Consider the following 26,994-nt stretch of genomic DNA (forward strand, 5'->3'; position numbering starts at 1 on the left):
TGGTGTACCCATAAAAGAGAGGAAGGATAGCATGGGAAGAAGCACGAGAGAGGAAAAACGCGAGCCGGACGAGGAAGACATCATTGATGGTATAACCTACGACAAGCAAGGACGCATGAAATATAACCCTATATTTCACACCAACCACGGTAAACCACTCACGCTATCTGAGATAACTTATATTTGCAAATATTACGACATTGACGGACTGAAAACTATGTCATTAGCCGTTGGACGGACAACAAAAACAGTAGGAAGTATTGTTTGCAAACTAAAAAAATCAGGCGAATGGGATCACTACAAAAACATCCCTGATGAAGTGTGGGAAAAGATCATTTAATTATAAGGAGATAGAACAATATGACCGGTAAAGCGAGTGAGATTAAAACATTCCTGATCGAAGCTGAAAATAGAGCGTTGAGCGATTGCATTAACGAATGGTTAGGAAAAAACACAACGATCTCCATCCATAGCATTCAGTATCAAATAGGGCAATATCACCATTATTGCGGTGACGGATCGTATCAGTGGATTGCCACTCATAACGCCTTAATCATCTACAAGGAGGAATCAATATGAAACCTAAATATAGCAAACCTGATTCACGAGGAATGATGTTCATAGCTTGCTCTGAATGTAACCGTGGAGGTAACGGAGATGAATCATGCAGTAGTGGTTGGAAAGTGAAACGTGGAGGACCTGAGAAGGGAATGTGCTTCAGTGGTGAACTACTCGACAAGTTCAAGGAGGTTACACAATGAACGACAAGATAACAGAGATTAAAGAAGCGTTAGGAAAAGCTACACCTGGTCCGTGGGAAATAGAAAAAAGATATGACGGATACATGGTTGTTCAGCGAGAAACATTTGAAGTTATATGCAGCGGCAAACTCCATGAGGAAACCGAGAATAACCACAACTTTATCGCTAAATCCCCTGAATACATCACATACCTTCTACAACTAGTAGAGACACAGAGTAAAGCACTAGATCGGATACACTGTGAATCAACAGATCCATGGGCGGTAGGATACGCATTACGTGTTATGCAAGGTAATTAACCTATCCCATATTGAGAGGATGAATAACCAATGAACGACAAGATACCAGTCCCATATAAAAACCACTCAGACGAATGGCGAGACATAGAAAATCAAATCAAATATGAACGTGAACAAATACGTAAACAAGTAGATCCGAGAGATCCGAGTTACATTGCACCGGCTAGAAAATGTTTAGGCTGCGGAACGGATATCGAAGATTTATCTGAAGAGTTTGAAACGTGCCACTCATGCTATTTTAACGGTTTGGATTGAATTATTTAGCTAAAGGAAGGGAGACAGACACACATGAACCATATCATCTTCTTTTCAGGAGGGAAGGCCAGCCTAGCGACTGCTGATTATGTGAAGTCTACCTATCCAAACGGTAACATTATCTTATATTTCACCGATACACGTTGGGAAAATGAGGATCTATACCGGTTCATCAATGAGGCTTCAGACAAGCTGCAGCTCCCAATGTTAACTCATAGTGCCGGACTCAATCCCATGCAGCTAATGTTTGAAAAGAAAATTATATACAACAGCATGATAGGGGATTGCTCCAAGCTTCTAAAGATGCGTGTGTCGGCAGATTATTTGAAAAAGGGTAAGAAACCAACATTTGAACAATGGAGAAACAAGGAATATTTAAGGGAAGAAGATTTCATAACGGATGCCACATTATATTTTGGGATTGGATTTGACGAAATGCATCGAGAGGGTGCAATAAGGAAGAACTGGCAGCCATTCAAAGTCGAGATGCCACTCATAGAAAATAACATTTACAAAGATGATGTTCTTGTGAAATACGACATCAGACAGCCAATCCTATATGACCATGGATTTAGCCACAACAATTGTAATGGTAGATGTGTAAAGGCTGGACAAGGACACTACAAGCTCCTAAAAGAGCGCATGCCAGACGTGTTCCAAAAGATTATGGAGCAAGAACATCATTTAAAAATATGTGTGTCGTCATTTCGGTACATCACACTTGGTAACAAGCCAAAGGACGATATATCACCGGAGAATATTATACCGCTGGAAGTACAGGAAATAATGCTCCAGGAGTTAGATGACGCATATCGAGATTACTTCTACGATCGATCTGATAAGCCGAAATTTTACATTCATCCATGCAGCAGTGCTACCAGTGAGTTCATGAGGATCAAACAATACAGCTTTATGAAGAGAGATTCTAAGCCGTATCCTATCCGAGACTTGCGGGATGAAGTAGATAACGATATGCAAATTGATATTTTCGACATTGGAGGATGTGGCTGTTTCGTAGATTCATTCGCTGAACTTGAAGAAGTGAACGTGTAGGTTACACCCTGTATTGAATATATAACCATAAAGGAGCGATAACAATGACAAATCAAGAAAAGTTGAATGTACTAAATAGCATTGCGGTTGTTGATTATTCTGCATCGAGCGGCGAACTGGAATACGTAGAGGTCGCCAACTCAGAAGAAAATCGGATGAAATTAAAATCTATTGGTGTACCAGATTTTGAGGTTGAGGCGAATACGGAGAAAGAGATCATTGAGATTTCAAGTATTGGATTTGAATTTACTGATGCAGTGTGGTTTCAAGGTGGTATCGGATTTTTATTGGATGTTCCTTCGGAAGAGGATGAAGAAGAAGAGGAAGAGGCGGTGTCCCAATCATGACAGAGAGCAAAGGAATCACATGCAAGCTACGAAACGGAACAGAGGTCCTGCTATCCGAAGGTGATCGTGTACTAGCTTTACGCATGGTTAAGGACGGAATGCCCATAACGGTAGATGCTGACTACATTATAGATGAGGTACTAGCTACTCTAGCAGAGGCACAGCAAGTCAACACAGTATTCAAAGAAGCGCTAGAAGCTATTTGGTCCAACAGTGACGATCAGGGAGCAATTGAGTGTGCTACTGACGCACTCGACACAGTGAGACTAATCGGAAAGTTAAAAGTCGGGGAAAAAGTGGTGCAAAAGAGCACAGGGACCGAAGGTGTATTGATTGATATCCAGTATGAACACAATCGTTATCAATTTGCAGATGTTAGTGGATGGATGTATCACATTTCTGATCTGGAAACAGCTTTAGGGGAAGAGGTAGAGTCATGACACAGTTACAGAGTGTACAAGCGATGAGCGATCAGAAACTTAACGATTGGTTGGGAGAGAAGGCAATGGGCTGGATGGTGCGCCACAAGCCAATTGGATGTGAATGTGATGACGTGGATGAATGGTGGCATGACGGCACGAGATTTGTCCGTGATTACGAGTATTGGCACCCCTGCGCGGACCATACGGACTCTCTTGAGGTACAGGCAAAGGCTATAGAGGTAGATGGCGAAGGGTATGTTGACAATCTGATTGCAGTCTTGGATGCAGGACAATTTTACAACTCTGATGGATTTGATACTTTCGGGATCTCCATCCTACTCCAAGCTACTCCACGACAACGAGCTGAAGCTGCTTATCTGACTATAAAGTTTCAACCTTGATACGGCTATCACTAGCGTTAAGCATATTCGGTCGGGACGAAGCAAGGTCAAAAGCGAAAAAGAAACAAAGTTTGCAAGTGGGAGGGAATGAGAATGTTTGAAGTTTATGATGACAGAACGAATGAGGTCGTTTTTCAAAGCCCTCACAGAAGCGCATGTATTGACTATTTGAACGGTGTAGACGAGGACAGTGAAGAATTTAATCATCTTTGGTTGAGATAGTGTCGCATTACGAAAATGAAGCGTAACACCAAAATCAAAGGAGTGAATGGAATGAACAAATTAGAGGTTATCGACGAAAAAGGATTGCAAGACGTAATGGTCTTTAGATTGTGTGATAGTGACGCGGTAGCAGCTTATTCACAAGAAGAAGCAAGAACCTTCTACAAGGAACTTACAGGAGTTAAGGACGATGAATTATTCACTGACGATGAGGTAGAGATTATTTCGTTAGACAGTGAAATTTGGGATGACGAGGATAAAACGATAAAGAAGAAGCTAAAAGATGTGGTAAACGAACAGTGGGACGGAGAACCATTCATAGCAGTATCTTGGGACTACTGATTGACCGAAGGGCAACGGATCGACCGAACAGCCCAAGCCGTATAAAGCAATTAAAGGGATAGTATAACCTCTATCCCTACCTAAAAGGAGTGTAAAGGATATGGAAATGACAATTGAAAGATTCACAGAGCTGCTTGATGAAAAAATATTTGAAATCGCAAAAGAATTGCGTGATGAATACGGATTCTCAAAATTGGTAATCAGTCAAGAATCTAACTATTTGGAAGGCGAAATAACACTCGTGTTGTCGGAGAAAGCTTGAATAATATCCTAATAAGAGAGGAAGAAGAGATATGAGAGAGATTAAATTCAGAGCATGGGATAAGGAAACGAAGTTATTGCTTGATGGCGACGAAATCGAAGAATCCTCTTTAAGCGCTCATCTGTCATATGGAGAGTTATGTATATCTAACCAAGATGAACATGGTAACTATTACGAGTTAGAGATCATGCAATACACAGGACTCCAAGACAGCAAGGGTAAGGAAATTTATGTAGGCGATGTTTTGAGACTCAATTCACCTACCGAATATTACGGGATTCAAGCATATGGATTCCCAACCAAGAACGGACATGGAGAACTGTTTGGGGTTGTGAAGTTAGATTGCGGGTATATCCTGCGACACATTTCTTTCTTTGGTAAACGCGATGATTCAATATGGGAAGCTCCAAACTGGGTCCACCACGGGTGGACTATCATTGACAATTATAAGTTTTGGAATGAACAGCGCACATTTGAGATTCAAGGCAACATATACGAACATCCTCACTTATTGGAGGTAGAGAGTAAATGAATAAACCAAACATCAAGCAAAAAATAGAAACGATCATAGAAGAATTACAATACGCTTTGAACACTGGTGATGATGTAACTAGAGATATTTACATTAAAAATGCGATCAGATTCGCTCAGGAAGCTATTGACCCTATCCCATTACCAACAATTAAGCCGGTGGAACTCTTAAATCAATATCAAATTGCCATAATACGTACTCTATGGGAATTGGCTCAGGGAAGAATTGACGCTCTGTACTCAGAAAAAAGTGCAGAAGAGGATAAGCAAGCTACTGAATTATGGATGATAAGAGTATTTCCCAAACATGTGTGGAGTGAACTTGTAAGGGCAGGATCGGAGGTAATCCCTAATGAGTAGAGACCCAAGAGACTGGCAAGCAGACATGGAAATGAGTCTTCAATTTACAGATGGTCATGTACAGGGCGGTCCACACGATAACGGAAAATCAGTTCATACATTTGGTCTGCTTGCCAAGGAAGCCCTACCTTACTGGCTCCAAGAATCCAAGAATCTTTGTGAAACCATTCATACACAGCAGAGAGATATATTGGTATTGAAAAATGAACTAAAAAAAGAGAAAGAAGATAACGCACGTTGGACATGTAAACACACAGCAGCAGAGCAAAAGTACCAGACACAGGCTAATGTGATAGCGGAGTTACGTAAGGAATTGGATATCGAGCTAAGAGGACGCGTGAGATGGTCCGAAGTAGCCAAGAGACTAAACGACGATGTTGTAGCTGGAAAAGGGCGTGCGGATAAGGCAGAAGAGAGAGAACAGAAGCTAAAAGAATGTATGGAGAGAGTTATAACAATTGTTGATGTATTCCACGACTCTCCAGATCAAGCGTTGCTTATGCGAGGATCGTTACAAAGAGAGTTGTCGGCCCTTTATCCATTAGATAGGGAGGATACAAATGAATCCATTAGCAGAGATAAATAAGATACAACACCATTTACCTCTAGAGGTATTGCAGGACATTGATCGGCGTATAGGTGACTGGTTAGCAACTGGAGGTAAAGAAGACGATCCGTATATCTCGCAACAATTGAGGTATGTAAAAAGGTTTGTGAGGGAGGATACAACCAATGAATGACACTGTAACAGCATCAACATTTTGGGTCTGGACAGATAAAGCTGAGAAGGATAATCCCCAACGTTCAAAGGCTGGTGATCCGATATGGCCGCACTATAAAGAAAAGGCTCCTGCTTTCATGTTGAAGGACGGACTTATCATAGATTCATCGAAGTATGCCAAAGAGGGTCAATTAAGCATATTCGATTTAATATAAAGGGGTGAGCATATGGACAATGAAGTATTTCAAATCGCTTTCCCAGGTATGACAATAGATGAGGACGCAACCTTTGATAAACTGGAGAAAGAGTTGAAAACGGCATTTTTATATAAAAGGTTGGGATTTAACCGCAGGGAAGCAGTCACCACTCCATCGTATGAGGTAAATGAGAGTGGCACAAATTCAGCACGCACCATATCCAAGCAAACAGAGAATATAGCTATTCATAACATAGATGGGGAAGACAGATCCAAACAGACTTATGAACGAGTCACATATGCTATTGGTAGGTTAAAACATGTGCATCAAAGGATCATAACAACAAGATTCATGACAGAACCTGAACCATCGGATTTAAGCGTATGGTTGGATCTAAACCTCAGCGAGCGGACTTATTATAGAATCAAGATCGAAGCAATGAGCGAACTAGCATATGCCTTAAGGTTAGAGGTAGTTATTGAATAGTGGCAGGATAATGGCAGGAAGTTGGCAGGGAATTAGGAGATAAGTAATATACAATGTAATTGTGGGTAATTGAGATCGGACACCGAATATCTCAAACATAAAGCGGTCAGATCGAAACAACCGACTTAATACGATATCGGTGATTATCCAATCCATTACCCACAAACAGATTAACTATACAATATATTGTGCTAATACATTGTATAGGGGATGATATAAGATGTGGTGGCGGAATAGGTAGACGCTAATCAGTTACAGGAGAACTTGTCAGGTGTAGCGATACGGTGCGGGCAAGACCGTCCAGATGAGTATGGTAAGACGGACGGACAAGAAGTAAAACGAGGCGTCATCACAACACGCCTATCCTGTAACATGCAAGGTGCAAATCCTTGCCCACATTAAATACAGATAAGGCATCAGGTCTATGGACTTGGTGTCTTTTGTTATTTCAAATGTTATTATCTATATGAGGTGATATGTATGAAATTGTATTTAGTAATCAGAGAACACTTTGGATACGATGAATTTGAATCAGTAATTGTTAGAGCAGAAGATGAGAAAAGAGCATTTGAAATCGCTATAGAATTAAGTGATGACTTCAAGGATGAACACACAACAGTTAAAGAGGTACAGGTAGACGGTGAAGAAGGCGTAATACATGGAAATTTTAATGCTGGATAATGAATAGGACACATCAGGCGCTCACATTGTGGGTGCTTTTTTATATTACATAAAGGATGGTGATAGACATGGACGTGCAGGAGAAGATGAAGAAACTAAACATACAACCTGTTAACGACAAGGTGTATCTACAACATCTAAGACAATGGGAATTACTAGGGCAAGACATGACTGCGCATAAGAATTACAAGATGTGTGGAGACACAGCAATGTTTTACTCAGATGAATATTTAAATAAACATTCAATTGATACATTGCTCGAAGCTGACAAAAGGAATCACAAGGTGTTTAATCCAACACTTATATCTAAACTACTACGCAAGTGTGATACGTGGTGGTTTAGGTTTAGGTATATGTAATTGATAGGCATTGACGATCCACAGCACAATATGTGCAGAAAGGATTAAGGTGATCCAATATCTGCGTTGGTCACTCGCTTATGTGACTAGGAGGACGAGGTATGAAGCCGTTAGAGGATGAACCAACCTATATACAACCTGAGAAGTGCAAACGCTGTGTATGGGGTGAATGGACAGGCACTAAGCAATGGTGTAGTAAGAAGGATTGTGCGAAGGATGGTGAAGTTAATGGTAATCAAACCACCACCAGAGGGTTGGCGAGAACGGATAAGTAAGAAAGATCAAATGATAGGGTACATCGTTCGAAGAATGGAAGATGACAAAAGACCAATTACTTATTCAGATGTGCAGAGGTTACTTTTATACTTGGACGATTATAAGAGTGTGAAGCAAGGGGAGAACGATTAGATACAAGGAAGGCGTGCCCAATGAGTGATCCACAACAAACAACATGTGATGCAGGATGTAACCAACAGTTCACAGTAGATCGATTCATTACTGATCGGATAGGCAACGGAGTGGACAAGATATACATCATCTGTCCCCATTGCAGTCATGAGTATGTAGCGTTCTACAGTGATACAGAGGTAAGGCGGTTACAGGCAAAGATCAGAAGAGCGCAACAGAAGTTCGCTAATCCTCATGCTGATCATGCAAAGGTGGCAAGGCAAGAGGCTGAGATACAACAACAGATAAAGGAACGGATGGATACGTTGAGGTTAGAGGTTGAAGGGAAGGGTGAACCCAATGGATAACATATACACCACAGAGGATGACACACGTAAGAACATGCTTGAGTGGTCTATGAAAAATGGGTACATGCCAGCACCTCAAGTGAGTACGACATGGGAAGAGAAAAGGAATGAGTCAGCCAAGGTCATAGGTGAATATATCAAGGAGTTGTGTGCAAGATGTCGGTAGATGTGGACAAGGAATACAAGTGTATGAGGTGCAGTCACATCATGAGAGGTAAAGCATATAGACGTGATGGTGCATGTTGCAACGAATGTAATGGTCCGATCATTGAAAGAAAGACAGGTGTCGCAAACAAAGAGCCACTACTAACCATAACCGTACAAGACTTAGATAGCATACCTGTTATCACATACAAAGGCGAAGACATACAAGGTAGGGCGTCACTCTCTTATGAGTGGGTCACAAGAGACAACAAGGGTGAGGGTAAGCACGACATGAGTATCAAGCATTACCCGAACACTACTGGTACTCCGGTTTTAAAGACAATAGCATTGAGTAGATTAATGTGATCAACGAAAGCGTGTGACGTTACATGGCTGAATACAAAACATTAGAGCAAAAGAAGAAGTTCTATAACTCAACAGAGTGGACAGGTAAGAACGGTATAAGGCATCAAGCCTTGAAGAGAGACAACTACGAGTGTCAAGAGTGTAAGAGGCTTGGACAAATACATCTAGACTCAGAGAAGGTTGAGGGTGAACGTAAGAGCATTGAATTGAATGTACATCACATAAAGGAAGTAGAAGATTACCCAGAGTTGGCATTGGAGTTAGATAACACTGTTACGCTTTGCTTGTATCATCATAATGTTAAACATGGTCGAGTGCCTGAAGATAATAAAGCGAGATGGATGGATGAAAAATGGTAGTATACCCCCCGTCAATATATTTCAACGAATCCAAATAATCAGGATGACCGGTGGGAAGTCTTTCGTCCGGATTTAACATTAAATTCGCGCGTTAATTCTATATTGGGAATAAATGTAAGTTGGAAGGAGGGGATAAGATGGGCAAACAAGATGCTTTGAGGAATGAAATTGAACGCGATTTAACAAAGCAGTTGAAAGAAAAAGAAGTTGTAGGAGCGCATTACGGAGATATTATTCAAGATTACCTCTCTTTGTGGGATTTGAAGTGTGAACTAAATGAGGATATTCAAAATAACGGCATAAGGATACCTGGCATGCACGGTCCTAAGTCAAACCCCTCTATTAACGACTTGCATAAAACCAATGACAGGATGCTTAAAATATTGGAGGCGCTTGGGTTGAAAGCTTCACCAATTGAACCGATCACGCCTGAAAAAAAGCGCTCACCTAACGATTTGATATGATTGGCAATAAGTACGTGGTCGAGTATATCCACCTATATAGGACAGGTAAAATCAAGCTAAATAAAGAGCGCATAATGCTGATTGATTACCTAGAAAAATATATATTGGTGCGAGATGATTTATACTTCGACGATGAAATGATTGAGAACTTTATTAAGTTTACAGAGCGATGGTATTTCCTTTTATCGCCATTCCAAAAGTTCTTAGCTGCATTTGTTTTTCTTTTTTACAAAGAGGATGATTCAGTATTTTATGAACAGCACCTTTGGTTGATGGCGAGGGGCGCAGGAAAGAACGGACTCATATCTGCATTAGGCCATTTCTTCATTAGTCCACTTCACGGAATACCGAAGTATAACATTTCTATTGTTGCTAACAGTGAGCTTCAAGCAAAAACATCATTCAAAGAAGTATATGATGCGATCGGATCCAGCGAAGTGCTAGAAGAAGTGTTCTATCGCACCAAGGTAGAAATACTAGGTAACGATACAAAGAGCGTTCTGCAATTTCACACATCTAACGCAGGATCGAAAGATGGCCTGAGAGATGGCGCAGTTATCTATGATGAAATCCATCGTTATGAAAATTCAGATGTAGTAAACGTATTCTCTAGTGGGCTAGGTAAAGTGCCCAACGCTAGGGAATTTTTTATTGGGACGGACGGTTTTGTTCGCGAAGGTTTCCTAGACAAGCTGAAAGAGCGAGCTATAAACATTCTAGAAGGCAAAGACCTAGATGATCCACTCTTCCCCTTTATCTGCAAAATTGACGAACCAGAAGAGATTGACAATCCCGAAATGTGGGAGAAAGCCAATCCTATGTTTAGCAAGCCAAGAAGCTTCTATGGCAAGGGGTTGTTTAAAAAGGTATTAACTCAATACAAACAGCTAGTCAATAACCCTTCCAACCGTGAAGAGTTTATTACGAAGCGTATGAACTACCCCGAAGTCGATTTGAACAAGGCGGTAGCATCTTGGGAGGATATCCTTGCAACTAACAGACCGTTTCCAGTTTTGGAACATCGAGTGTGTGTTGGTGGGTTAGATTTCGCAAGTATAAAAGACTTTGCAGCAGTTGGGCTGTTATTTAAGGTTGGCGAAGATTATGTATGGAAAACGCATTCTTTTGCGCGTAAAGGTTTTTTGGATGTCGCCAAACTAAAACCACCTATTAAGCAATGGGAAACAGACGGACATCTAACAATCGTGGACGAACCTGTTATTAACATAAGGCACATCGTCAATTGGTTTGTAGAAATGAGAGAGATGTATGGGGTTAGTACGATTGTAGCTGATACATTCCGTCTGGACCTTGTTAAAGCAGCATTGGAAGCAGAGGGGTTTCAAATCGTTTACATCCGTAACCCTAAAGCGATCCACTCCCTCTTAGCTCCGCGAGTAGAGACGTTGTTTGCAAACAAACAAATTATCTTCGGCGACAACCCATTAATGCGTTGGTATACGCAAAACGTATATGTAAGCATAAAAAAGGATGGGAACAAAGAGTATTTAAAGAAGGATGAATTCAGGCGCAAGACTGACGGCTTCCAGGCGTTCATTCATGCGTTATTTGAAGCGGATAATATCTTGGGTGACGAGATGGAATTCTTCTTAGGAGACATTAAATTTTAAGGAGGAGGTGAAATCATAAAATGGGGTTTTTAGATGCAATTTTTAAACGCAATAGCGAATTAGGGTTCATGTTCGATGTGGAACTATTCCAAGAAACTTCTAACCGCGCACACATGAAACGACTGGCAATAGATACATGTGTTTCATTTTTAGGCAGAACGATCAGCCAGTCAGAATTCAGAATTAAAAACGGTAAAGAATTCGAGAAAAACGAGCTCTATTATCGGCTCAATGTAAGACCAAGCAAGAACGTCACGGCCAGCACGTTTTGGCAGACATTTGTGAGTAAGCTAATCTACAACAACGAATGTTTAGTCATTCAAGCGGATGACGGCGACTTATTGATCGCTGATGACTTCCAACATAATGAATACGCGGTACTTGAAGACACATTCACCAATGTTGTTGTTAAGGAATACGAGTTTAAACGGATCTTCAAACAGAGTGATGTCATTCATTTGAGGTACAGTAATGAAAAGTTGGCTCCATTAATGAATAGCCTTTTTGTTGATTACGGCGATCTATTCGGAAGAATATTAAACGCTCAAAAGCGAAAGAATCAGATCCGCGGTACTGTAGATATGGACATGCTATCAGCCAAAACAAAAGAACATCAAGGGAAGCTGCAAGAGTTCATTAACAACATGTACAAGGCGATCAGCGATAACGATGTTGCCATTATCCCGCAACAACCGGGCTTTAAATATTCGGAAACAACGAGTAATGCAACCGGGCAAAGTGTGGACGAAATCAATAAAGTTACAAATGGGTTCTTGAATCAAGTAGCTATGGCTATCGGTATTCCAGTCAGCTTGCTTTATGGAGATATGGCAGATGTAGAAAAACAGACGAAGAACTATATGTTTTTCACAGTTGCGCCATTGCTCAAGAAGATAAGGGATGAAGCTGATGTTAAATTCTTTACACAAAAAGAATACCTGAGCGGTAACCATATTGATATTCGCAAACCTTCATATCGTGATATTTTCGACTTGGCTACAGCAGTGGATAAACTACGTGCATCTGGGACCCTTAATGGTAATGAGTTGAGAAGTGAAATAGGTTATGAAACGGTTGACGATGAAATGATGAATAAGTTTGTAATGACTAAGAACTATCAAGATAGTTCTGAAGCGCTTAAAGGGGGTGATGAATAAATGAGAGCAATTTCGAAAGAAGAGTATTTCAAGACCTTTAAGAATCAATCTTACGTCGAATACCTCAATAAAGTTGAGCGTAAATTCGAGACACTTCACAACGAAGCAACGAACACAACAGAGATTACTATCTACGGTATTATTGGTGATTCGTGGTCAGAGGATTCGGTATCAGCTTCTGATATTGACAAAGCATTGAAAAGTGCAACGGGCGATATTTTAATTCACTTGAATTCTCCTGGTGGTAGCGCATTTGATGGTGTTGCGATCTATAACAGATTAATTAACCACAAAGAGAAACACGGTGCTAAGGTGACAGTACGCATTGACGGTTGGGCTTGCTCCGCTGCTTCTCTATTTCCTGCTGCTGCTGATGAAGTGATCATGGGTCTCGGATCTATGCTGATGATCCATGAAGCTAGTTCGTTTGTCTGGGGAACCAAAAAAGAAATGAGAAAAGAAGCGGATTTACTGGACGAGTTAGAAGAGGGCATTATTGATATTTACATGACTAAAGCGAATGTTGAACGAGAGGAAATTCGTAATATGGTGGATGGTGAGACATGGTTCAGCGCTCAAAAAGCTGTTGATATCGGTTTCGCTACTTCTACCGCCACTCCGAAAACTACGGAAGATAATAAAGAAGTGTCTCAGTTAAAAGCCCAAATGCAATCAATACAAAACGAACTACAACAATTAAAAAATGTGGAACCACAAAAGCCAGCGCCTGTTAAACAAAACAAGGCAGCGAGGCTTTTTTAAATTCCAAAAAAATGGAGGAATTAAGCAATGACAATTAAATTCAATAAATCAGAAGCGTTTAAAAACGCGAAAGCGGCACTAACGGCGGTGTTATCGAAAGAAGAAGTAACGGAACAGGAGCAAACGCAAGCTTACGAAAATTATTTTGATGCATTGCAAACAGAAGTGGCTTCTGCCATTACAACGCAAGTGAACAACGATATGTTGGATCGCTCGATTCTCCAACAACGTGGACATAACGTTCTTACATCTGATGAAACAAAGTTCTTCAATGCTGCAGTAGTTGCTGGTGGTTTCACGGATGATTCAATCCTACCTGTGACGACTCAAGAACGCGTATTTGAGGACCTTACCACAGAGCATCCTTTGCTAGCTGCATTAGGTTTGCAAGACTTGGGAGCAGTAACGAAGTTCATTTACTCGGATGCGACTAAGGCGTATGCGTGGGGTGCGTTGTTCGGTGATATTAAGGGACAAATAAACGCGGCATTCCGAGAAGAACAGATCAGTCAGTTCAAACTAACAGCATTTGCAGTCATTCCAAACGACATGCTCGAACTTGGTCCGGTGTGGATTGAACGTTATGTTCGCACAGTGCTTGTGGAAAGTTATTCTGTCGGTCTTGAGTATGGATATGTTAACGGTAAGGGGCCTACTGTTTCAGAACCAGTTGGATTAATGAAGAATGTTGCGGCGAACGGTGCTGTAACTGACAAAGTTTCTTCGGGAACATTGACGTTCGCTCCATCTCAATACGGTGAAACAGTGGCGGGGGAGCTTTATGAAGTAGTCAAAGAACTATCTGTTGATGCAGAAGGTAATTCTCGTAAAGTCCTAAACAAGATCGTTATGGTGGTCAACCCCGTGGATGCGATTGGCGTACAAGCGCGGAACACCATTCAAACCGCTAACGGTCAATGGGTTATGGCTTTACCTTATAACTTGAAAGTTGCCGAATCGGAAGAAGTACCTACAGGAAAGGCATTATTCTTTGTTCAAGGTCAGTATCTTGCTGCTATCGCCGGCGGCTACAAATTTAAGAAATTTGATCAAACACTAGCGATTGAAGACGCTACACTGTACACGATCAAGCAATTTGCAAACGGTAAGCCAAAGGACAATAAAGCCGCATTGGTGTATGACTTGGCAATCAGTTTTGTACCAACACCTTAAACTGAAAGGAAGTAATCAATAATGGCTCACAAAGTAATTAACAGGTTCAAAGATAACGATGAAGGCGGTACGATTTATAGTGTGGGAGAGAGTTACCCAAAAGGTAACTCTAAACCTACAAAAAAACGTATCGAGGAATTGTCCAAAGTACATTCTGAATACAATGTTGCATTCATCGAAGAGGTAAAAGTGCAACAAAAGGAGTGATGTAATGAGCATCACGAATGAAATATTAATAGAGTTTAAAGAAAGAATGCGTTTAGAGGATGATGAAGATTCGAACCTCACACGCATTCTTTCTGCTTCTATTGTTGCTCTAAAGAATAATTGTGGTGAGTATGACATGGAGAACGAATCATTCAAAGAATTGGTGTTTGAACGCTCTAGATATGCATACAACGACGCTTTAGAGTATTTCAATACAAACTTTTTAAGTCAGATTAATAGTCTAGCAGTTGCTAAAGCGCTGGAAGAAATTCAAGTGGGTGATCCGAATGCAACCGTTTAAGTACAAACCTAAATTGAATGCTGGAAAGCTTAATAGGCGAATCACCGTTCAGAAGAAAGTACCTGGACCAAAAGACGAGGGTGGCTATCCTACCGAAGATGTTTGGGTAGATGTAGTCACCCTTTATGCATCCAGAGAACCTTTGCGTGGCAGGGAATTCTTCGCCGCTGCTGCTGCTCAAGCTGAGAATACTGTCCGGTACAAAATACGTTATGGACCCGCTATCGCCGCTGACATGCGATTCATCGACCTTAAGGACAACCGAATTTATTACCTTAAAGGAGCTCCATTGGATGATGTTTGGGGGGACCGAACCGAAACCCATCTAATGGCAACGGAGGAACTCGCAAATGGGTAACGGAAGCGTCGAATTGTTGGGCGTAGAACAGATGCTAGCAGAAATCAGATCACGACTTAACGCTGGAGCTGAACGCATTGAGAATAAAGCTCTCCGTGAAGGTGGTGAGATGTTTGCAGAGGCTCAACGTGCGAAAGTCCCTTATGACCAGAGCGGTAGTGGTAGGCATATAAGAGATGACATCAAGGTCAGCGGCGTAAGGCGTGATGATGGTATTAAATTTGTTGTGATTGGTCCCGGTAAAAAGACTGGATGGAGATCTCATTTCTACGAATTCGGAACTGCTAAGATGTCCGCGCGTCCTTTCATTTACCCTTCATTTCACGAAAACAAAGCGCGAGTAGGGCAGTTTATCGCGGATGAATTTAGAAAGGGGCTGAACAACGGATGATCGACCTAGCACCAGAAGTCAGGCAAGCACTGAGTAATAACTCGGCGCTTGCCTTTTTAGTTGGGAAAGACAAATCGGGAGAGGTGAAAGTTTATCCCGAAGTCACCCCTGATGCTACGGCATTGCCGTATATTACATTTTTCGAACTCACCAACTTTAATGACAAGTTCGTTGATAACAAGGCGATTGACAGTGAGATACACATTCAAATCGATGTCTGGTCAAAGGGTAGCACATCTAAAATGGCTCAAGAAGTGAATCGAACCATGGAGGATCTTGGTTATCACAGATCAGGCACAGCAAGCCCGTATGACACTGAGACAAAGACGTATCACAAGGTTTTACGCTACAAAACAAATCGTAAATTATAGGAGGAAAATACATGCCAGAATTAAGTATTCCAGTCGGGTTGAGAAGTATCTATTACGCAATTTTAACAGCAGATGAAATCACAGGTGCAATTTATGCTACCCCAAAACCGCTTGTGGGTGCCATTGGAGCGAAGGTAACGCCTAGCATGAATACAGCAACGCTTTATATTGATGATGGCCCGGGTGCGGTCGCTTCTTCCCTTGGTGAGATAGCGGTAGAATTCAACATCGCCGATATCCCATACGAGGTTTCAGCGGAACTACTTGGTCAAACTCTAAATGCAGATGGCGTTTTAAAAGATAACTCGAATGACCAAGCTCCTTATGTTGCCATGGGTTACATTCGATCTACTAACACAGGCAAGGATCGGTTCACGTGGTTACTAAAGGGGAAGTTCAGTTTGCCTAGTGAAGAAGCCGCAACAAAGGGCGATAAGGTTGAATTCCAAACACCGACGATTACCGGTTCGTTTATTAAACGTCGATTTGATGATAATTGGAGATTCCAGATTGACAGTGCTTCAGCAACGGCTAAACCCGAAGTTGTCGCAGCATGGTTTGAACAAGTTTATTCCGAGTTGGCACAAATCCCAAACCCCTAACGGCGTTCCTGTCTCCACTGCAACCCATCTAGTCTAGTCACGCGTGGATGCCGTTAAAATCATAAAAATCACACATGGCGGCTATGTTGCCGCCATCTAAATTAAAAGGAGTGGATAAGATGCCAGGTAGTAATAAAGAACTCAAAAAAACAAAAACTGGCTCTGTCGCGCCTCAGTTCTTCAATCCAGACACCGACGATTATGAGTACGCGCAGGGCAAAGATGGAGCATCATTTGTGTCAATAAAAAAGGATGCCCACGAGACGATTACTTTAATTAACGCTCTTGCGGTAGCTGGTAACGGCGAATACGCAGCGGTCACAGCCAAATCCATCACGGTCGAGTTTTATGGGTCGGCAGTAGGAACCACGGCCACATTCTCGTTTTACCTTGTTGGTTTGAGTGGCACAAAAAGAGTGTTCGCGGGGATCAGAAAGACGGTGAGCATTGAACAAGTCACTACAGCGGTTGTGGGTGATATCGTATCCTTTAGTGTTCCGGCTGGGTATAAGTTGCGCATTGAAAATACTGTTGCGGTAGGCGGCACTGTCACTGCCAAAGGGACGGTGGAGTAGATGAGTTTAGCTGAGGATATAGCAGCGGCAGCACTGGGTAAATCCGTAAAGAACGCCACCGAACTCGCGCAGTTAAAAGGTGGCTCTACTATCGATGGGGTGAAATATACGGGCGTACACAACAGCATGTCATTATTACAGCCCATTCTCTTATTTGATCTATCGGCCATCAATTTTGTTGCTGGGGCTACAGGGGTATTTACCGTTAAGGTATTAACATCTAGCGCAAATGTCCTGAAACTATCGGGGCAACGGTGGTTTATCGATGAGGACAAAGTTACTGCCGATAAAACAACTGGTACCCAGATTACAGATAACTTAGACTTGGCCCTCACAACAGCGATCCCACAAAATGTCGTTGTAACATTTACGTACTCAAAAGTGTTAACCGCCAAGACATCTGCAATACACATTTTCACAGACTTCTCTTTTGCGGTTGGTGCCCTATCCACTTCAATCCTCTTATATGACGCAACCTTTGAGATCGGTGGAGTAAAGGCAACAAGGGTTAATGCGACAGCGATGTATAAAAAGAATGCGGGTGACAGTTTCGTCGCAGTTACCGAACTAGATAACGCACTCGCCACGAAACAATACGTTAAAGAATTGGCACTCGAAACCAATAAACTGGGCGGGAAGACATGGAGTGCAATTGGAGATAGCATTGGCACTAATCAGCTCACCACGAAGATATACCACGAGTACATTAAAGAAGCTTACGGAATGTTGGCGGTGAATAACTTTAGCGTTGCAGGGTCCACTGTTGCTAAGTACGATTCCGCAGACGCTCATCAATCCATGGCACTGCGGTACACATCAGTTGTTGATGCCGACATCATAACCGTGTTTGGTGGCACTAACGATGCAGCAAGTTATGGACCGACCTACGTACCGATTGGTACTATGGCAGACCGAACGGTGGATACATTTTACGGAGCTTATCACGTGTTATTGATGGGGCTCTTAACCAAATTTCCAACGCGTAAAATTGGTGTGTTCACACCGATCCAGAGAACTGGGAAGTACGAACTGTTATTACCATTCGTGCAGGCTATAAAAGAAGTAGCGGCTTTTTATTCCATCCCTTGTCTGGATCTTTTCAATTCAGGCGGATTGCCAGCCGATTTCCCGGCGTTTAAAACGGCCTATATACCCGATGGGACCCATCCCAACGCGGAGGGGCACAGACTTTTAGCCGCTAAAATAGGATCGTTCATAGCTAGCTTATAACCATAATCAAAGTTCGAAAGGAACGATATTAAATATACTCGAAATGCCCTGCCATTACTGGTAAGGGCGTTTTTTATTAGGAGGAAAATACGTGGCAAACGATATCAGAGAAATTAAAATCCCGATCATGTTGGACAAGGGAAGGACTTTAATATTCGACTTTAATGCTTTCGCCGAAATAGACGAAATGTACGGAGATTACAAAAAGGGGTTAGCGGCGTTAGGTACTGGATCACTAAAAACTGTTCGCGCGTTTTTGTGGGCAGGGCTAGTTCACGAGGATAAGGATCTAACTGTCGAGAAGTTAGGAAGTCTCCTCACAAGTGTTGATCCGGAATACATTATAGGCCTGTCTGAAAAAATACTTCAAGCCGCAAAAGGGAACCTAGGAGAAGTAAAAAACTAGGTGCCCAATCCCATCCCATTGACACAAATAGTGGTTGGGATTGGGCTTATCTTTGCTATGCAGGAACCGTCCTACTCGGAATGAGTGAGGCGGGCTTTTGGCGTTGCACACCTAAAAAGCTATTCGCGTTGTTGGAGATCCATCAGAAAGTGAATGGTCTCGGGGAAGCAGAAACGGAAGAACCGACGCACTCAGCGGCGTATATCGATCAATTTATTTAACGAGGTAGGTGGTGGTATTGGCAGATGAAATAGAAGTAGCTAACCTGGTCACGAAGTTGTCTATTGACGATACAGGTGTCGAACAATCGATGGCTGCACTTAACAGGCAAATGAAGACAGCTCAAACAGAGTTTCAGGCTGTATCAACAAAACTAGCGGGAATGGGTACAGCAGAGGAACAGCTTAGAGCAAAAACAGACTCTTTAAACAAACAAATGGAGATCCAAGCTCAGAAGATTTTAATGGTCAAGAAACGATTTGAAGAATCGGCATCTGTAAAAGGCGCGGATGCCCAAGCGACGCAAAAACTTGAAGTGGAACTGAATAAATTAGTTGCTCAATACAACAAGATGCACAATGAGTTAAAAACTACAGAGAGCGATATTGCAAAGCAAGCATCAGCATGGGATAAGCTCTCTACGTCCGTTAACGAAGCCGCCAAGAAGATGGAAACAGCAGGACGGAAGATGTCCGATGTAGGGCGTAGCATGACCCTTATGGTGACTGCTCCACTTGCGGCCGTTGGTGCTATGGCTACAAAAGCTAGTGTGGATTTCGATACTGCATGGACAGGCGTAGAGAAAACAGTGAATGGCACTGAAAAAGAATTGGCTGGATTTAAAGAGGAAATAAGAGATATGGCCACAGAGATCCCGGCGGCGGCAACTGCGATTGCAAGGGTTGCGGAAGCGGCGGGGCAACTCGGCATTGAGAATGAGTCATTAATAGGCTTTACTCGTACCATGACAGATTTAGGTGTCGCGACAAACATGGGAGCGGAAGAAGCAGCAACATCCTTGGCTAGACTCGCTAACATAACTCAGATGCCGCAACAGAATTTTGATCGTCTTGGATCAACCATTGTAGCTTTGGGTAATAACTTCGCTACTACTGAATCCGAAATTACCGCTATGGGATTACGCCTTGCAGGTGCCGGTCATCAATTGGGAATGACAGAAGCGCAAATCCTCGGACTTTCTGCTGGATTAAGCTCGGTCGGTATCGAAGCGGAGGCTGGAGGGTCAGCGGTCAGTAACGTAATGGTAAAGGTGGCCAGCGCTGTAGCGACAGGCGGTAAGGACTTACAGGACTTCGCGGATGTTGCAGGTATGAGCGCATCACAGTTCAAGACCTCATTCCAGACAGACGCCGCAGGGGCGATAGTCACGTTTATAGAAGGCCTAAGAGGATTGTCTGACAGCGGAGAAAATGTATTTGGTGTTCTGAAAGACTTGGGAATGGCAGACATCCGCGTTCGGGACTCCTTACTCCGTGCTGCTGGAGCTGGAGACTTGTTCAGACAAGCCATTGAAACAGGATCAAAAGCGTGGGAAGAGAATACAGCTTTAACAACCGAGGCTGAGAAAAAATATGAGTCGTTCAGATCACAGATGGATATATTTAATAATAAGTTAAAAGAAGCGGCAATCACTTTAGGTGACGCGCTCGTACCGATGCTCTTGACGTTAATGGACACCCTCGAACCCGTTATTCAAGCACTTGCTAAAGCTGCGGAGTGGTTCTCTAGTTTACCTAACTCTATACAGGTAACTGTTGTAGCTGTAGCCGCTTTTGCGGCGGCACTCGGTCCGTTGCTTATCTTAGCCGGGCAACTGTTAATATCGGTCAGTGCGCTCATACCTGCCGTAACTAAGCTCGGGGTTGCGTTTGGTACATGGATGCTAAACCCCGTTGTGCTTGGATTGACTGCTCTAGCGGCGGTAGCTATCACAGTAGGATCAAGTATCCACAGTGCAAAAGTTGCCACAGAGGAGCTAAAGCAAGCTCAAGAAGAATTACAAGCGGTACAGGCAAATGGCATCACTCGCGCTGAGGTGGACGCGACACAGGAAAAAATAGATAAACTCGATGAGTTAACGGAAACATACCAAAAACTTATCGAAATCGCTAATGCTACTTACGCTGGTCAGACAGGGGACAACTTGATGGCTTTACGCATAGCTTCCGACGAGTTGGGTGTTAGTCTCGAAGACCTAAAGAAGTCTGCCGCTGATGCTGGGGTAAAACTTGAATTTATGACCGAGACCGGAGAATTAACGACGGTGTCGATGAAGAAGTTAAAAGATGCTACCGCTATCCACACCAAAGCCATCAAGGACGCAAATCGCGAAACGGCCATCGAAATAAATGAATCAGCTCGTAAAATCGCTGTGAAACAACAAGAAATAACAAGCACGAAAAATCTATTAGCTACGTATCAATCTGCCAAAAAGGGATCGCAAGAATATAACGTTGCTCAGACTGCGCTAGCTAATATGTTTCCACAATTAACAGATGCAACAGGAGTTAATGCCGAGGCTGTTAAAGGGCTATTACTCCTTAAGGAACGAGAAATTCAAACGGAATGGGCTCTGATACAGGCTAAAGCGGCTGAGGCTAAACAGGAAATCGAGTCATCTATCGTTAAACAACAAGCGGCATTAGCTATCTCTTACGGCATCATGGCGATTAGCGGGGCAAGCGGGCTGGCTATGGTTGCAGTCGCAAAGATGAATATCCAATTAGACGCCTTGAGAGCGGAAGCGATTAGTTTACAAGCTATTTTGGATATGAAGCCAGGAGACTTTAAGTTACCCCCTGTTGTCACGCCTAAGTTACCATCTGTTGATCCTCCTAAAGTTAAGACGCCCAAGGCTGTAAAAGCGCCCAAGGCAAAAGGAGAAGAAGCATACGAAAACAAAGCGCTGGACGAAGCATACAAGAAACTCGAACACCTCAAAGCGCTTGATCAGCTTACTGCCGAACAGGAATTAAAGTCACTCGAAACTATACGGACTAAATATATCAAAACAGCCGACGAGCGTATGGAGATCGAAGAGAAGATCCACAGTGTAAAGAAAACGTTGGGCGATGCGTCTCTTGCAAGTGCTTTGAAAGATTATGAGCGATCCAAGGATGTAGGTAAGCTGACCATATCTGATGAAATCGAACGCCTTAAGCGTATTAAGAAGTTGTATACAGACTCTGCTGATGAGCGCGAAGATATCGATGACAGGATATATGAGGCTACAAAGCGCAAAATTGAAGCTGAAAAGCAGTTGCGAGAAGATGCCACTAAATATGTGAGTCAACAGTTACAAGCGGCATACGAGGACCGCATAGCACGCGAGACGTTGAGCGCCGAGGAAGCCTACAAGTTACAGGACAGATTGCTAAATGATCAAATTTATTTGAATAACAATTACCTCAAGAAGGTCATGGTAGATGATAGATATTCCGCTGCAGAGAAAAAGGATATTGAGCGTGAAGTGACCGAAGAAGTCAGAAAACAAGCTAACGAACGCCTTAAACTTCAGAAGGATTTTAATAAAGAGTCTTTGAAGCTTCTGGAGGATGAGAAAAAAGCCAAAGTAGATAGCATAAACAATACATCTAAAGGTATTCAGGATGCGTTGAAAGCTAAATATCAGGCGGAGAAATCAGCAGCAGAAGAAAGTATTAAAAATGCTCAGTCCGCTAATGAAGAATGGAAGAAGGCACAGTTAGACTCCATTAAGACAGTCTATGACGCGCGCATCAAGTCGGCTCAGATGGCGGCTGACGCTGAGATTGAACAACTAAATCGAACGATTAATGCGCAGATCGAGGCTATACAGGCGGAACTCAATGCTCTGAATAAAGGAGAACAACAAAAGTCTCGGGCTGAGTTGGACGCGGCAGATGCTAAGAAAATCAATCAACTATCCTTAAAGAGAGATTATGAGCCTGATGAGTCTAATCGGATAGCGCTCCAAAATGAAATTAACAAAGTATTGGCAGCTCAGGATAAGAGACACCAGGAAGAGCAGTTAGCCGATAAGAAGGAAGCTCTAACGGCTGAACAACAAGCTCTCAAGGACAAGTTGAAGGAAAAGACAGACGCCATAAAGGAACAATTAGCTGTCCAGAAAGAGCTAATGCAACTCGATATGGAAGAACAGCAAGCTAGGATAAATCAAATCTACAACGATCAAAAGGCATCCCTTGACCAACAACTTGTCGATACCCAAGCTCATTATGCTAAGTTGCTGGAAGCAAAAGCAATCCAAGCAGAAGCGGAAAAAATGATTATCCAAAAACAGCAAACGGAGATCATCAAGCTACTTGGAGAATTCGGGGACTCGTACAATCTCACTGGGCAGACACTTGGCGAAAAAATGTATCAAGGCTTTGCGGAAAAGGTCAATCAAATACAGACACTTATTGCTAGCGTTAATGCTCAGATTGATTCAGTGAGAAGTTCAGCGATATCCGCAATGAATGTGGCGACAGCGGCAGTTTCGGGCGGTGGTGGTGGTTCGGGGAGTGGCGGAGGCTCTAGTCAAAACTCTTCCGGTTCGATACCTAAAGCCACGGTAATATCTACAGTCAGTAATTTTTATGCGCCAGTCACTTCGCCAAGCTCGGTATCGGCTGCAGGTACAAAAGTAGCTCAACAGTTAGCAAATAAATTATAGGAGGTGTCGAATGCAAACCGTATCGTTTACTAACTCGCGTGGCGAAAGTGTTTTATTTGGCGCCTCCGGTGATTATCGCTTAACGCATATAGATGGCTTGGGAGGACCGCCTGCAGATATTAAATCAACCAAATCCCCATATCAGGATGGAAGTAGCTATGTTGATATACAGCTTGCAGATAGGCCCCTATCAATCACGGGCTGGATATCAGCCAGCAACCGCCAAGAGATGTACGAAAAGCGCAGGCAGCTATCAAGGGTCTTAAATTCAAAACTAGGGCCAGGTAAATTTGTGTATACAAATGACTACCGTAGCTTTGCGATTAAGGCTATCTGTGATGAGAGTCCCATTTTTAATGATCGAATAGTTGATTACCAACTTTTTACGATCAGCTTTATATGTAACGACCCCTATTTCTCGGATGAGACCCAGACGGTAAAGGGCCTTAAGTTTGAGGCAGGAGGTATGACTTTCCCTTTGCGGCTACCGACGCAGTTCGCTTTCTCGGCTTATCGAGGAACGTTTATGAATACTGGAGATGTTGAAACCGCATTGGAGATACGTTATCAAGGTCCTGCCACTAATCCAACTGTGATCAGTGAGACGACGGGCGAATTTATTAAAATCAATTATGAATTATCAGCTGATGATGTGTTTTATATAAATACAGCTATGGGAAATAAGCGGTTGGAAGTCGAGAATACAGACGGATCAAGAACAAACGTGCTTCACTACATCGATATGGGCAGTACGTTCTTTCAACTCCAACCCGGGCAAAACATGCTCAGGTACGGCAGTGATCATGATTCCGATCAGCAATCAGCAAATGTTACGGTGTATTGGAACAATCGATTTATAGGGGTGTGATGTTATCGGTGCTCCATCGGTTCGAATATTGGACACGAGTTTTAATTTACTCGGTGAAATAGACAATTACGAAAGTTTGCAACTCACACGGCGTTTTTACCGTGCTGGAGAATTCGAGATGCACATCAATATCGGCAAGAATTACACCGATCAGTTAATTGAAGGTCGTGTAATCTTAGTCAACAACCAGCCGCACAAATCAGGCATCATAACTCACAGTGAGATCAATCAAGATGAGCAGGGCATGGAAGTGCTAACGGTTAGGGGTCCTACTCTCGGCGGTGTATTTGATAGGCGCTTGACCTTGTCGGACACATATGACCGAGTGCGCGGATCTGCTGAAACCGTACTAAAACATTATATAAATAACCACATGGTAAACGGGACTTACGCTACAGGCATTTACGCCGCGCGGAAGATTCCGTTTTTTGCTATTGCTCCCGATCAGGCACGTGGGAAGGTAACACCTTGGCAAAGTCGGTATGAGCAGCTGGATAAGGTTGTTCGAGAGATCGCGGAATGGTGCGATATTGGCTGGCAAGTAGCGTTAGATTTCGCGAGTAAGAAGTGGGTCTTCAATGTTTTAACAGGACGAGACTTAACAACTAGTCAATCCATTCACCCGCCTGTTATTTTCTCTCATGAGTTTGACAACATTCAATCTCAATCATATGTGGATTCGTACATCCAATACAAAAACACTGGTTATGCAGGAGGTAAGGGCGAGGAGGAGGATCGGCTCATACAGATGATTGGGAATTCTTCTGGACTTGAAAGGCGGGAGGTATTCCTTGATTGTACTGCCGCTGAGGATGTCGTAGAGCTGATGGAACTCGGAGCTCAAAAGCTTGCAGAGCACAAGCATATCCAAACATTCAATGGCAAGGTCCTAAACACAGGTAGCTTTGTTTACGAAAGGGATTGGGATCTCGGGGATCGCGTGACTCAGCAAAATAGAAAATGGAGACTTGCCATGGACAGTCGCATCACAGAGGTTAAAGAAATCTATGAGCCAGCATCAAAGATAGAGGTCGCTTTAGGGGATGAAATCCCAACGATCACACAGTTTATGAAACAACTTCGATCAGATGTAAAAAGGAGTGATTAGGAATGCCACAAAAGAGTGGATTTTTTGATTCAACATCAGATGACATCCGAGAATATCCAGCGCGTGATTTCGCTGAATACTTTTCTCGTTTTATCACCAGCGGCGTATTTAACGGCGGGCTGAACTTAAACGTCACAGCAATCGGCAATGATGCAAATATCCGTATTAGCCCGGGTTGCGCTTGGATAAATGGGTATGTATACAGTGTATACGATTCGGAGGTAGTACTTCCGGTTAGCCCGGCAACAACTCAGGACAGGATTGATAGGGTAATTCTGAGGCTAGACACAAGCACACCTTCGAGGTCTATTAAGGCGCTCGTATTGCAAGGGTTAGCAGGTTCGACCCCTACACCCCCTGCGCTTGTTCGATCTGGGAACATTTATGATTTATCTCTCGCGCAAGTTCGCGTGAAAGCCAATACGTCTATTGTGCTTCCAGCTAACATTACTGACGAAAGGTTAAATGGAGCAGTTTGTGGTTTGGTTAACTCGCTAATCAGAGTGGATACTGCAACCTTCCAACTACAATGGGATGCTTTTATTGCATCGGTAAAAGATCAGGGGTTTGCTACAGCGGAATCCTTTAATGCGCATAAGGCAGATTATATAAAGCATCCGGGAATTGCATCGACAAGCGGGACAGCGACTGCATACACAGTTACTCTTGACCCTGTGCCCGCAAGTATTCCTGAATTTTTCGGGATTACGATTGTACCGCACGTAGAAAACGAAACGAGTCCGACACTAAATATCAATGGTAAAGGCGCTGTGGCTTTAAAAGATCAAAAAGGTGTTGCCTATGTTGCAGGCAAATTATTAGCAGGAAAACCATATACGTTCAGAAAAGTTGGAACGGATTTTTTGGCAGATAGCGGATCAGAGGGAGGTGTGAAACGAGTTCAACGAGGCGGCGCGTCTATTGCGGTAACCTTACTTAGTGTTGATGTTACAGTAAATGAATTGGATTTAAGTAAGGCAATATTAAAATTTGACTCTACTTCCAAATCCGCATTTATGGATATGAATAAGATTAGAGGAGAAATAATTGATAGTAAGACTTTAAGATTTACTAGGCATAACATCGAGGGTGATGAGTCAAAGAATGTGATTATCGCATTCGAAGTCATAGAATTTGAAAATGTTAAATCATTAGTTAGAGGTACTTTGAGTGGGCAAAGTAATTTATATGGAAATATTCCAAATCCTATCAACCTTAGTAAATCCTTTATAATTGCAAGCAACAGTGTGAATTTTTTTGGAAGTGATGGCAGCACTCTTAATAATGTTAGAGCTACTATAATTAGCCCAACTTCTTTTCATTTAGTTATACCCAATTCCAGACAAGGTGTAGTATGTTATCAAATCATAGAGTTTGAATAAAAGAGGA

The 26,994-nt window shown here is 42.6% G+C and carries 45 protein-coding genes; all 45 read left to right on the plus strand.

The genetic code is table 11. The annotated features are described in order from the left end of the window. The first annotated feature begins 31 nt into the window (after window positions 1-31). The 45 genes from J2T13_RS04180 to J2T13_RS04400 all read left to right on the plus strand — a co-directional run bounded on the left by J2T13_RS04180 (window position 32) and on the right by J2T13_RS04400 (window position 26,987). Complete coding sequence (locus J2T13_RS04180) at window positions 32-340, plus strand: DNA-entry nuclease (protein WP_429368614.1); 309 nt, start codon at window positions 32-34, stop codon at window positions 338-340. Window positions 341-360: 20 nt separating this feature from the next. Further along, on the plus strand, window positions 361-579 hold the full coding sequence (locus tag J2T13_RS04185; protein WP_429368616.1) for a hypothetical protein: 219 nt from the start codon (window positions 361-363) through the stop codon (window positions 577-579). After that, the gene (locus J2T13_RS04190) at window positions 576-761 is read left to right on the plus strand and encodes a hypothetical protein (RefSeq protein WP_429368618.1); all 186 of its coding nucleotides are present in this window, start codon (window positions 576-578) and stop codon (window positions 759-761) included. Before J2T13_RS04185 ends, J2T13_RS04190 begins: the two co-directional genes overlap by 4 nt. Beyond that, entirely contained in the window at window positions 758-1,060 is a 303-nt protein-coding gene (locus J2T13_RS04195; protein WP_429368620.1) for a hypothetical protein, read from the plus strand. Before J2T13_RS04190 ends, J2T13_RS04195 begins: the two co-directional genes overlap by 4 nt. 30 nt (window positions 1,061-1,090) lie before the next feature. Further along, window positions 1,091-1,315 carry a hypothetical protein gene (locus J2T13_RS04200; protein WP_429368622.1) on the plus strand — a complete coding sequence of 75 codons (225 nt, stop codon included), beginning with the start codon at window positions 1,091-1,093 and terminating at the stop codon, window positions 1,313-1,315. A 33-nt stretch (window positions 1,316-1,348) separates the two neighbouring features. Next, window positions 1,349-2,368 (plus strand): phosphoadenosine phosphosulfate reductase family protein, encoded by a 1,020-nt coding sequence (locus tag J2T13_RS04205; protein ID WP_429368624.1) that lies wholly within the window; start codon window positions 1,349-1,351, stop codon window positions 2,366-2,368. A gap of 44 nt (window positions 2,369-2,412) precedes the next feature. Then, on the plus strand, window positions 2,413-2,715 hold the full coding sequence (locus J2T13_RS04210; protein ID WP_429368626.1) for a hypothetical protein: 303 nt from the start codon (window positions 2,413-2,415) through the stop codon (window positions 2,713-2,715). After that, window positions 2,712-3,155, plus strand: a complete 444-nt coding sequence (locus J2T13_RS04215; protein WP_429368628.1) for a hypothetical protein — start codon at window positions 2,712-2,714, stop codon at window positions 3,153-3,155. Before J2T13_RS04210 ends, J2T13_RS04215 begins: the two co-directional genes overlap by 4 nt. After that, window positions 3,152-3,538 carry a hypothetical protein gene (locus J2T13_RS04220; protein WP_429368630.1) on the plus strand — a complete coding sequence of 129 codons (387 nt, stop codon included), beginning with the start codon at window positions 3,152-3,154 and terminating at the stop codon, window positions 3,536-3,538. Before J2T13_RS04215 ends, J2T13_RS04220 begins: the two co-directional genes overlap by 4 nt. Window positions 3,539-3,631: 93 nt before the next feature. Then, entirely contained in the window at window positions 3,632-3,760 is a 129-nt protein-coding gene (locus tag J2T13_RS04225) for a hypothetical protein (RefSeq protein ID WP_429368632.1), read from the plus strand. Window positions 3,761-3,811: 51 nt separating this feature from the next. Further along, window positions 3,812-4,102: a hypothetical protein gene (locus J2T13_RS04230; protein WP_429368634.1), complete on the plus strand. Its 291-nt coding sequence runs from the start codon at window positions 3,812-3,814 to the stop codon at window positions 4,100-4,102. A 100-nt stretch (window positions 4,103-4,202) separates the two neighbouring features. Continuing rightward, on the plus strand, window positions 4,203-4,364 hold the full coding sequence (locus J2T13_RS04235) for a hypothetical protein (protein ID WP_429368636.1): 162 nt from the start codon (window positions 4,203-4,205) through the stop codon (window positions 4,362-4,364). Window positions 4,365-4,395: 31 nt separating this feature from the next. Then, entirely contained in the window at window positions 4,396-4,896 is a 501-nt protein-coding gene (locus tag J2T13_RS04240; protein WP_429368638.1) for a YopX family protein, read from the plus strand. After that, complete coding sequence (locus J2T13_RS04245) at window positions 4,893-5,255, plus strand: hypothetical protein (RefSeq protein ID WP_429368640.1); 363 nt, start codon at window positions 4,893-4,895, stop codon at window positions 5,253-5,255. Before J2T13_RS04240 ends, J2T13_RS04245 begins: the two co-directional genes overlap by 4 nt. Beyond that, complete coding sequence (locus tag J2T13_RS04250; protein ID WP_429368642.1) at window positions 5,248-5,841, plus strand: hypothetical protein; 594 nt, start codon at window positions 5,248-5,250, stop codon at window positions 5,839-5,841. Before J2T13_RS04245 ends, J2T13_RS04250 begins: the two co-directional genes overlap by 8 nt. Continuing rightward, entirely contained in the window at window positions 5,816-5,995 is a 180-nt protein-coding gene (locus tag J2T13_RS04255) for a DUF6877 family protein (RefSeq protein ID WP_429368644.1), read from the plus strand. Before J2T13_RS04250 ends, J2T13_RS04255 begins: the two co-directional genes overlap by 26 nt. Beyond that, complete coding sequence (locus tag J2T13_RS04260) at window positions 5,988-6,191, plus strand: hypothetical protein (RefSeq protein ID WP_429368646.1); 204 nt, start codon at window positions 5,988-5,990, stop codon at window positions 6,189-6,191. The genes J2T13_RS04255 and J2T13_RS04260 overlap by 8 nt, the downstream gene beginning before the upstream one ends. 12 nt (window positions 6,192-6,203) lie before the next feature. Beyond that, a complete protein-coding gene (locus J2T13_RS04265; protein ID WP_429368648.1) occupies window positions 6,204-6,659 on the plus strand; it encodes an ArpU family phage packaging/lysis transcriptional regulator in 456 nt (151 codons plus the stop codon). Window positions 6,660-7,139: 480 nt separating this feature from the next. Then, the gene (locus J2T13_RS04270; protein WP_429368650.1) at window positions 7,140-7,340 is read left to right on the plus strand and encodes a hypothetical protein; all 201 of its coding nucleotides are present in this window, start codon (window positions 7,140-7,142) and stop codon (window positions 7,338-7,340) included. An 86-nt stretch (window positions 7,341-7,426) separates the two neighbouring features. Then, complete coding sequence (locus J2T13_RS04275; protein ID WP_429368652.1) at window positions 7,427-7,699, plus strand: hypothetical protein; 273 nt, start codon at window positions 7,427-7,429, stop codon at window positions 7,697-7,699. Between the two features lie 101 nt (window positions 7,700-7,800). Beyond that, window positions 7,801-7,974 (plus strand): hypothetical protein, encoded by a 174-nt coding sequence (locus J2T13_RS04280; protein ID WP_429368654.1) that lies wholly within the window; start codon window positions 7,801-7,803, stop codon window positions 7,972-7,974. Further along, complete coding sequence (locus J2T13_RS04285; RefSeq protein WP_429368656.1) at window positions 7,928-8,107, plus strand: hypothetical protein; 180 nt, start codon at window positions 7,928-7,930, stop codon at window positions 8,105-8,107. Before J2T13_RS04280 ends, J2T13_RS04285 begins: the two co-directional genes overlap by 47 nt. Window positions 8,108-8,127: 20 nt before the next feature. Next, window positions 8,128-8,454 carry a hypothetical protein gene (locus J2T13_RS04290; protein ID WP_429368658.1) on the plus strand — a complete coding sequence of 109 codons (327 nt, stop codon included), beginning with the start codon at window positions 8,128-8,130 and terminating at the stop codon, window positions 8,452-8,454. Further along, window positions 8,447-8,620, plus strand: coding sequence for a hypothetical protein (locus J2T13_RS04295; protein WP_429368660.1), 174 nt, complete (start codon window positions 8,447-8,449; stop codon window positions 8,618-8,620). The genes J2T13_RS04290 and J2T13_RS04295 overlap by 8 nt, the downstream gene beginning before the upstream one ends. 41 nt (window positions 8,621-8,661) lie before the next feature. Next, a complete protein-coding gene (locus J2T13_RS04300) occupies window positions 8,662-8,964 on the plus strand; it encodes a hypothetical protein (protein WP_429368662.1) in 303 nt (100 codons plus the stop codon). Window positions 8,965-8,987: 23 nt separating this feature from the next. Beyond that, window positions 8,988-9,323, plus strand: a complete 336-nt coding sequence (locus tag J2T13_RS04305; protein WP_429368664.1) for an HNH endonuclease — start codon at window positions 8,988-8,990, stop codon at window positions 9,321-9,323. A gap of 137 nt (window positions 9,324-9,460) precedes the next feature. Next, window positions 9,461-9,787, plus strand: coding sequence for a P27 family phage terminase small subunit (locus J2T13_RS04310; RefSeq protein WP_429368666.1), 327 nt, complete (start codon window positions 9,461-9,463; stop codon window positions 9,785-9,787). After that, window positions 9,784-11,418, plus strand: coding sequence for a terminase TerL endonuclease subunit (locus tag J2T13_RS04315; protein WP_429368668.1), 1,635 nt, complete (start codon window positions 9,784-9,786; stop codon window positions 11,416-11,418). The genes J2T13_RS04310 and J2T13_RS04315 overlap by 4 nt, the downstream gene beginning before the upstream one ends. 20 nt (window positions 11,419-11,438) lie before the next feature. Further along, window positions 11,439-12,575, plus strand: a complete 1,137-nt coding sequence (locus J2T13_RS04320; protein WP_429368670.1) for a phage portal protein — start codon at window positions 11,439-11,441, stop codon at window positions 12,573-12,575. Beyond that, window positions 12,576-13,337 carry a head maturation protease, ClpP-related gene (locus J2T13_RS04325; RefSeq protein ID WP_429368672.1) on the plus strand — a complete coding sequence of 254 codons (762 nt, stop codon included), beginning with the start codon at window positions 12,576-12,578 and terminating at the stop codon, window positions 13,335-13,337. Between the two features lie 27 nt (window positions 13,338-13,364). Beyond that, complete coding sequence (locus J2T13_RS04330) at window positions 13,365-14,510, plus strand: phage major capsid protein (RefSeq protein WP_429368674.1); 1,146 nt, start codon at window positions 13,365-13,367, stop codon at window positions 14,508-14,510. 21 nt (window positions 14,511-14,531) lie between these two features. After that, on the plus strand, window positions 14,532-14,717 hold the full coding sequence (locus J2T13_RS04335; RefSeq protein WP_429368676.1) for a hypothetical protein: 186 nt from the start codon (window positions 14,532-14,534) through the stop codon (window positions 14,715-14,717). A gap of 4 nt (window positions 14,718-14,721) precedes the next feature. Continuing rightward, window positions 14,722-15,018, plus strand: a complete 297-nt coding sequence (locus J2T13_RS04340; protein WP_429368678.1) for a hypothetical protein — start codon at window positions 14,722-14,724, stop codon at window positions 15,016-15,018. Continuing rightward, window positions 15,005-15,376 (plus strand): phage head closure protein, encoded by a 372-nt coding sequence (locus J2T13_RS04345; protein ID WP_429368680.1) that lies wholly within the window; start codon window positions 15,005-15,007, stop codon window positions 15,374-15,376. Before J2T13_RS04340 ends, J2T13_RS04345 begins: the two co-directional genes overlap by 14 nt. Then, window positions 15,369-15,767, plus strand: coding sequence for an HK97-gp10 family putative phage morphogenesis protein (locus tag J2T13_RS04350; RefSeq protein WP_429368682.1), 399 nt, complete (start codon window positions 15,369-15,371; stop codon window positions 15,765-15,767). Before J2T13_RS04345 ends, J2T13_RS04350 begins: the two co-directional genes overlap by 8 nt. Continuing rightward, window positions 15,764-16,138, plus strand: coding sequence for a DUF3168 domain-containing protein (locus J2T13_RS04355; protein WP_429368684.1), 375 nt, complete (start codon window positions 15,764-15,766; stop codon window positions 16,136-16,138). Before J2T13_RS04350 ends, J2T13_RS04355 begins: the two co-directional genes overlap by 4 nt. Window positions 16,139-16,149: 11 nt before the next feature. Then, a complete protein-coding gene (locus tag J2T13_RS04360) occupies window positions 16,150-16,740 on the plus strand; it encodes a major tail protein (RefSeq protein WP_429368686.1) in 591 nt (196 codons plus the stop codon). A gap of 119 nt (window positions 16,741-16,859) precedes the next feature. Continuing rightward, window positions 16,860-17,315 (plus strand): hypothetical protein, encoded by a 456-nt coding sequence (locus J2T13_RS04365; protein ID WP_429368688.1) that lies wholly within the window; start codon window positions 16,860-16,862, stop codon window positions 17,313-17,315. A 126-nt stretch (window positions 17,316-17,441) separates the two neighbouring features. Next, window positions 17,442-18,545 carry an SGNH/GDSL hydrolase family protein gene (locus J2T13_RS04370; protein WP_429368690.1) on the plus strand — a complete coding sequence of 368 codons (1,104 nt, stop codon included), beginning with the start codon at window positions 17,442-17,444 and terminating at the stop codon, window positions 18,543-18,545. A gap of 91 nt (window positions 18,546-18,636) precedes the next feature. Further along, on the plus strand, window positions 18,637-18,951 hold the full coding sequence (locus tag J2T13_RS04375; RefSeq protein WP_429368692.1) for a hypothetical protein: 315 nt from the start codon (window positions 18,637-18,639) through the stop codon (window positions 18,949-18,951). Window positions 18,952-19,031: 80 nt separating this feature from the next. Next, complete coding sequence (locus tag J2T13_RS04380) at window positions 19,032-19,172, plus strand: hypothetical protein (protein ID WP_429368694.1); 141 nt, start codon at window positions 19,032-19,034, stop codon at window positions 19,170-19,172. A gap of 17 nt (window positions 19,173-19,189) precedes the next feature. Then, the gene (locus J2T13_RS04385; protein WP_429368696.1) at window positions 19,190-23,629 is read left to right on the plus strand and encodes a phage tail tape measure protein; all 4,440 of its coding nucleotides are present in this window, start codon (window positions 19,190-19,192) and stop codon (window positions 23,627-23,629) included. Window positions 23,630-23,639: 10 nt separating this feature from the next. Continuing rightward, complete coding sequence (locus J2T13_RS04390; RefSeq protein ID WP_429368698.1) at window positions 23,640-24,497, plus strand: phage tail family protein; 858 nt, start codon at window positions 23,640-23,642, stop codon at window positions 24,495-24,497. 28 nt (window positions 24,498-24,525) lie between these two features. Beyond that, window positions 24,526-25,605 (plus strand): siphovirus ReqiPepy6 Gp37-like family protein, encoded by a 1,080-nt coding sequence (locus tag J2T13_RS04395; protein ID WP_429368700.1) that lies wholly within the window; start codon window positions 24,526-24,528, stop codon window positions 25,603-25,605. Window positions 25,606-25,607: 2 nt separating this feature from the next. Continuing rightward, window positions 25,608-26,987, plus strand: a complete 1,380-nt coding sequence (locus J2T13_RS04400) for a hypothetical protein (RefSeq protein WP_429368702.1) — start codon at window positions 25,608-25,610, stop codon at window positions 26,985-26,987. Window positions 26,988-26,994 lie beyond the last annotated feature (7 nt).

The organism is Paenibacillus sp. DS2015 (genome assembly GCF_050433705.1).
Classification (GTDB): Bacteria; Bacillota; Bacilli; order Paenibacillales; family Paenibacillaceae; genus Paenibacillus_AQ.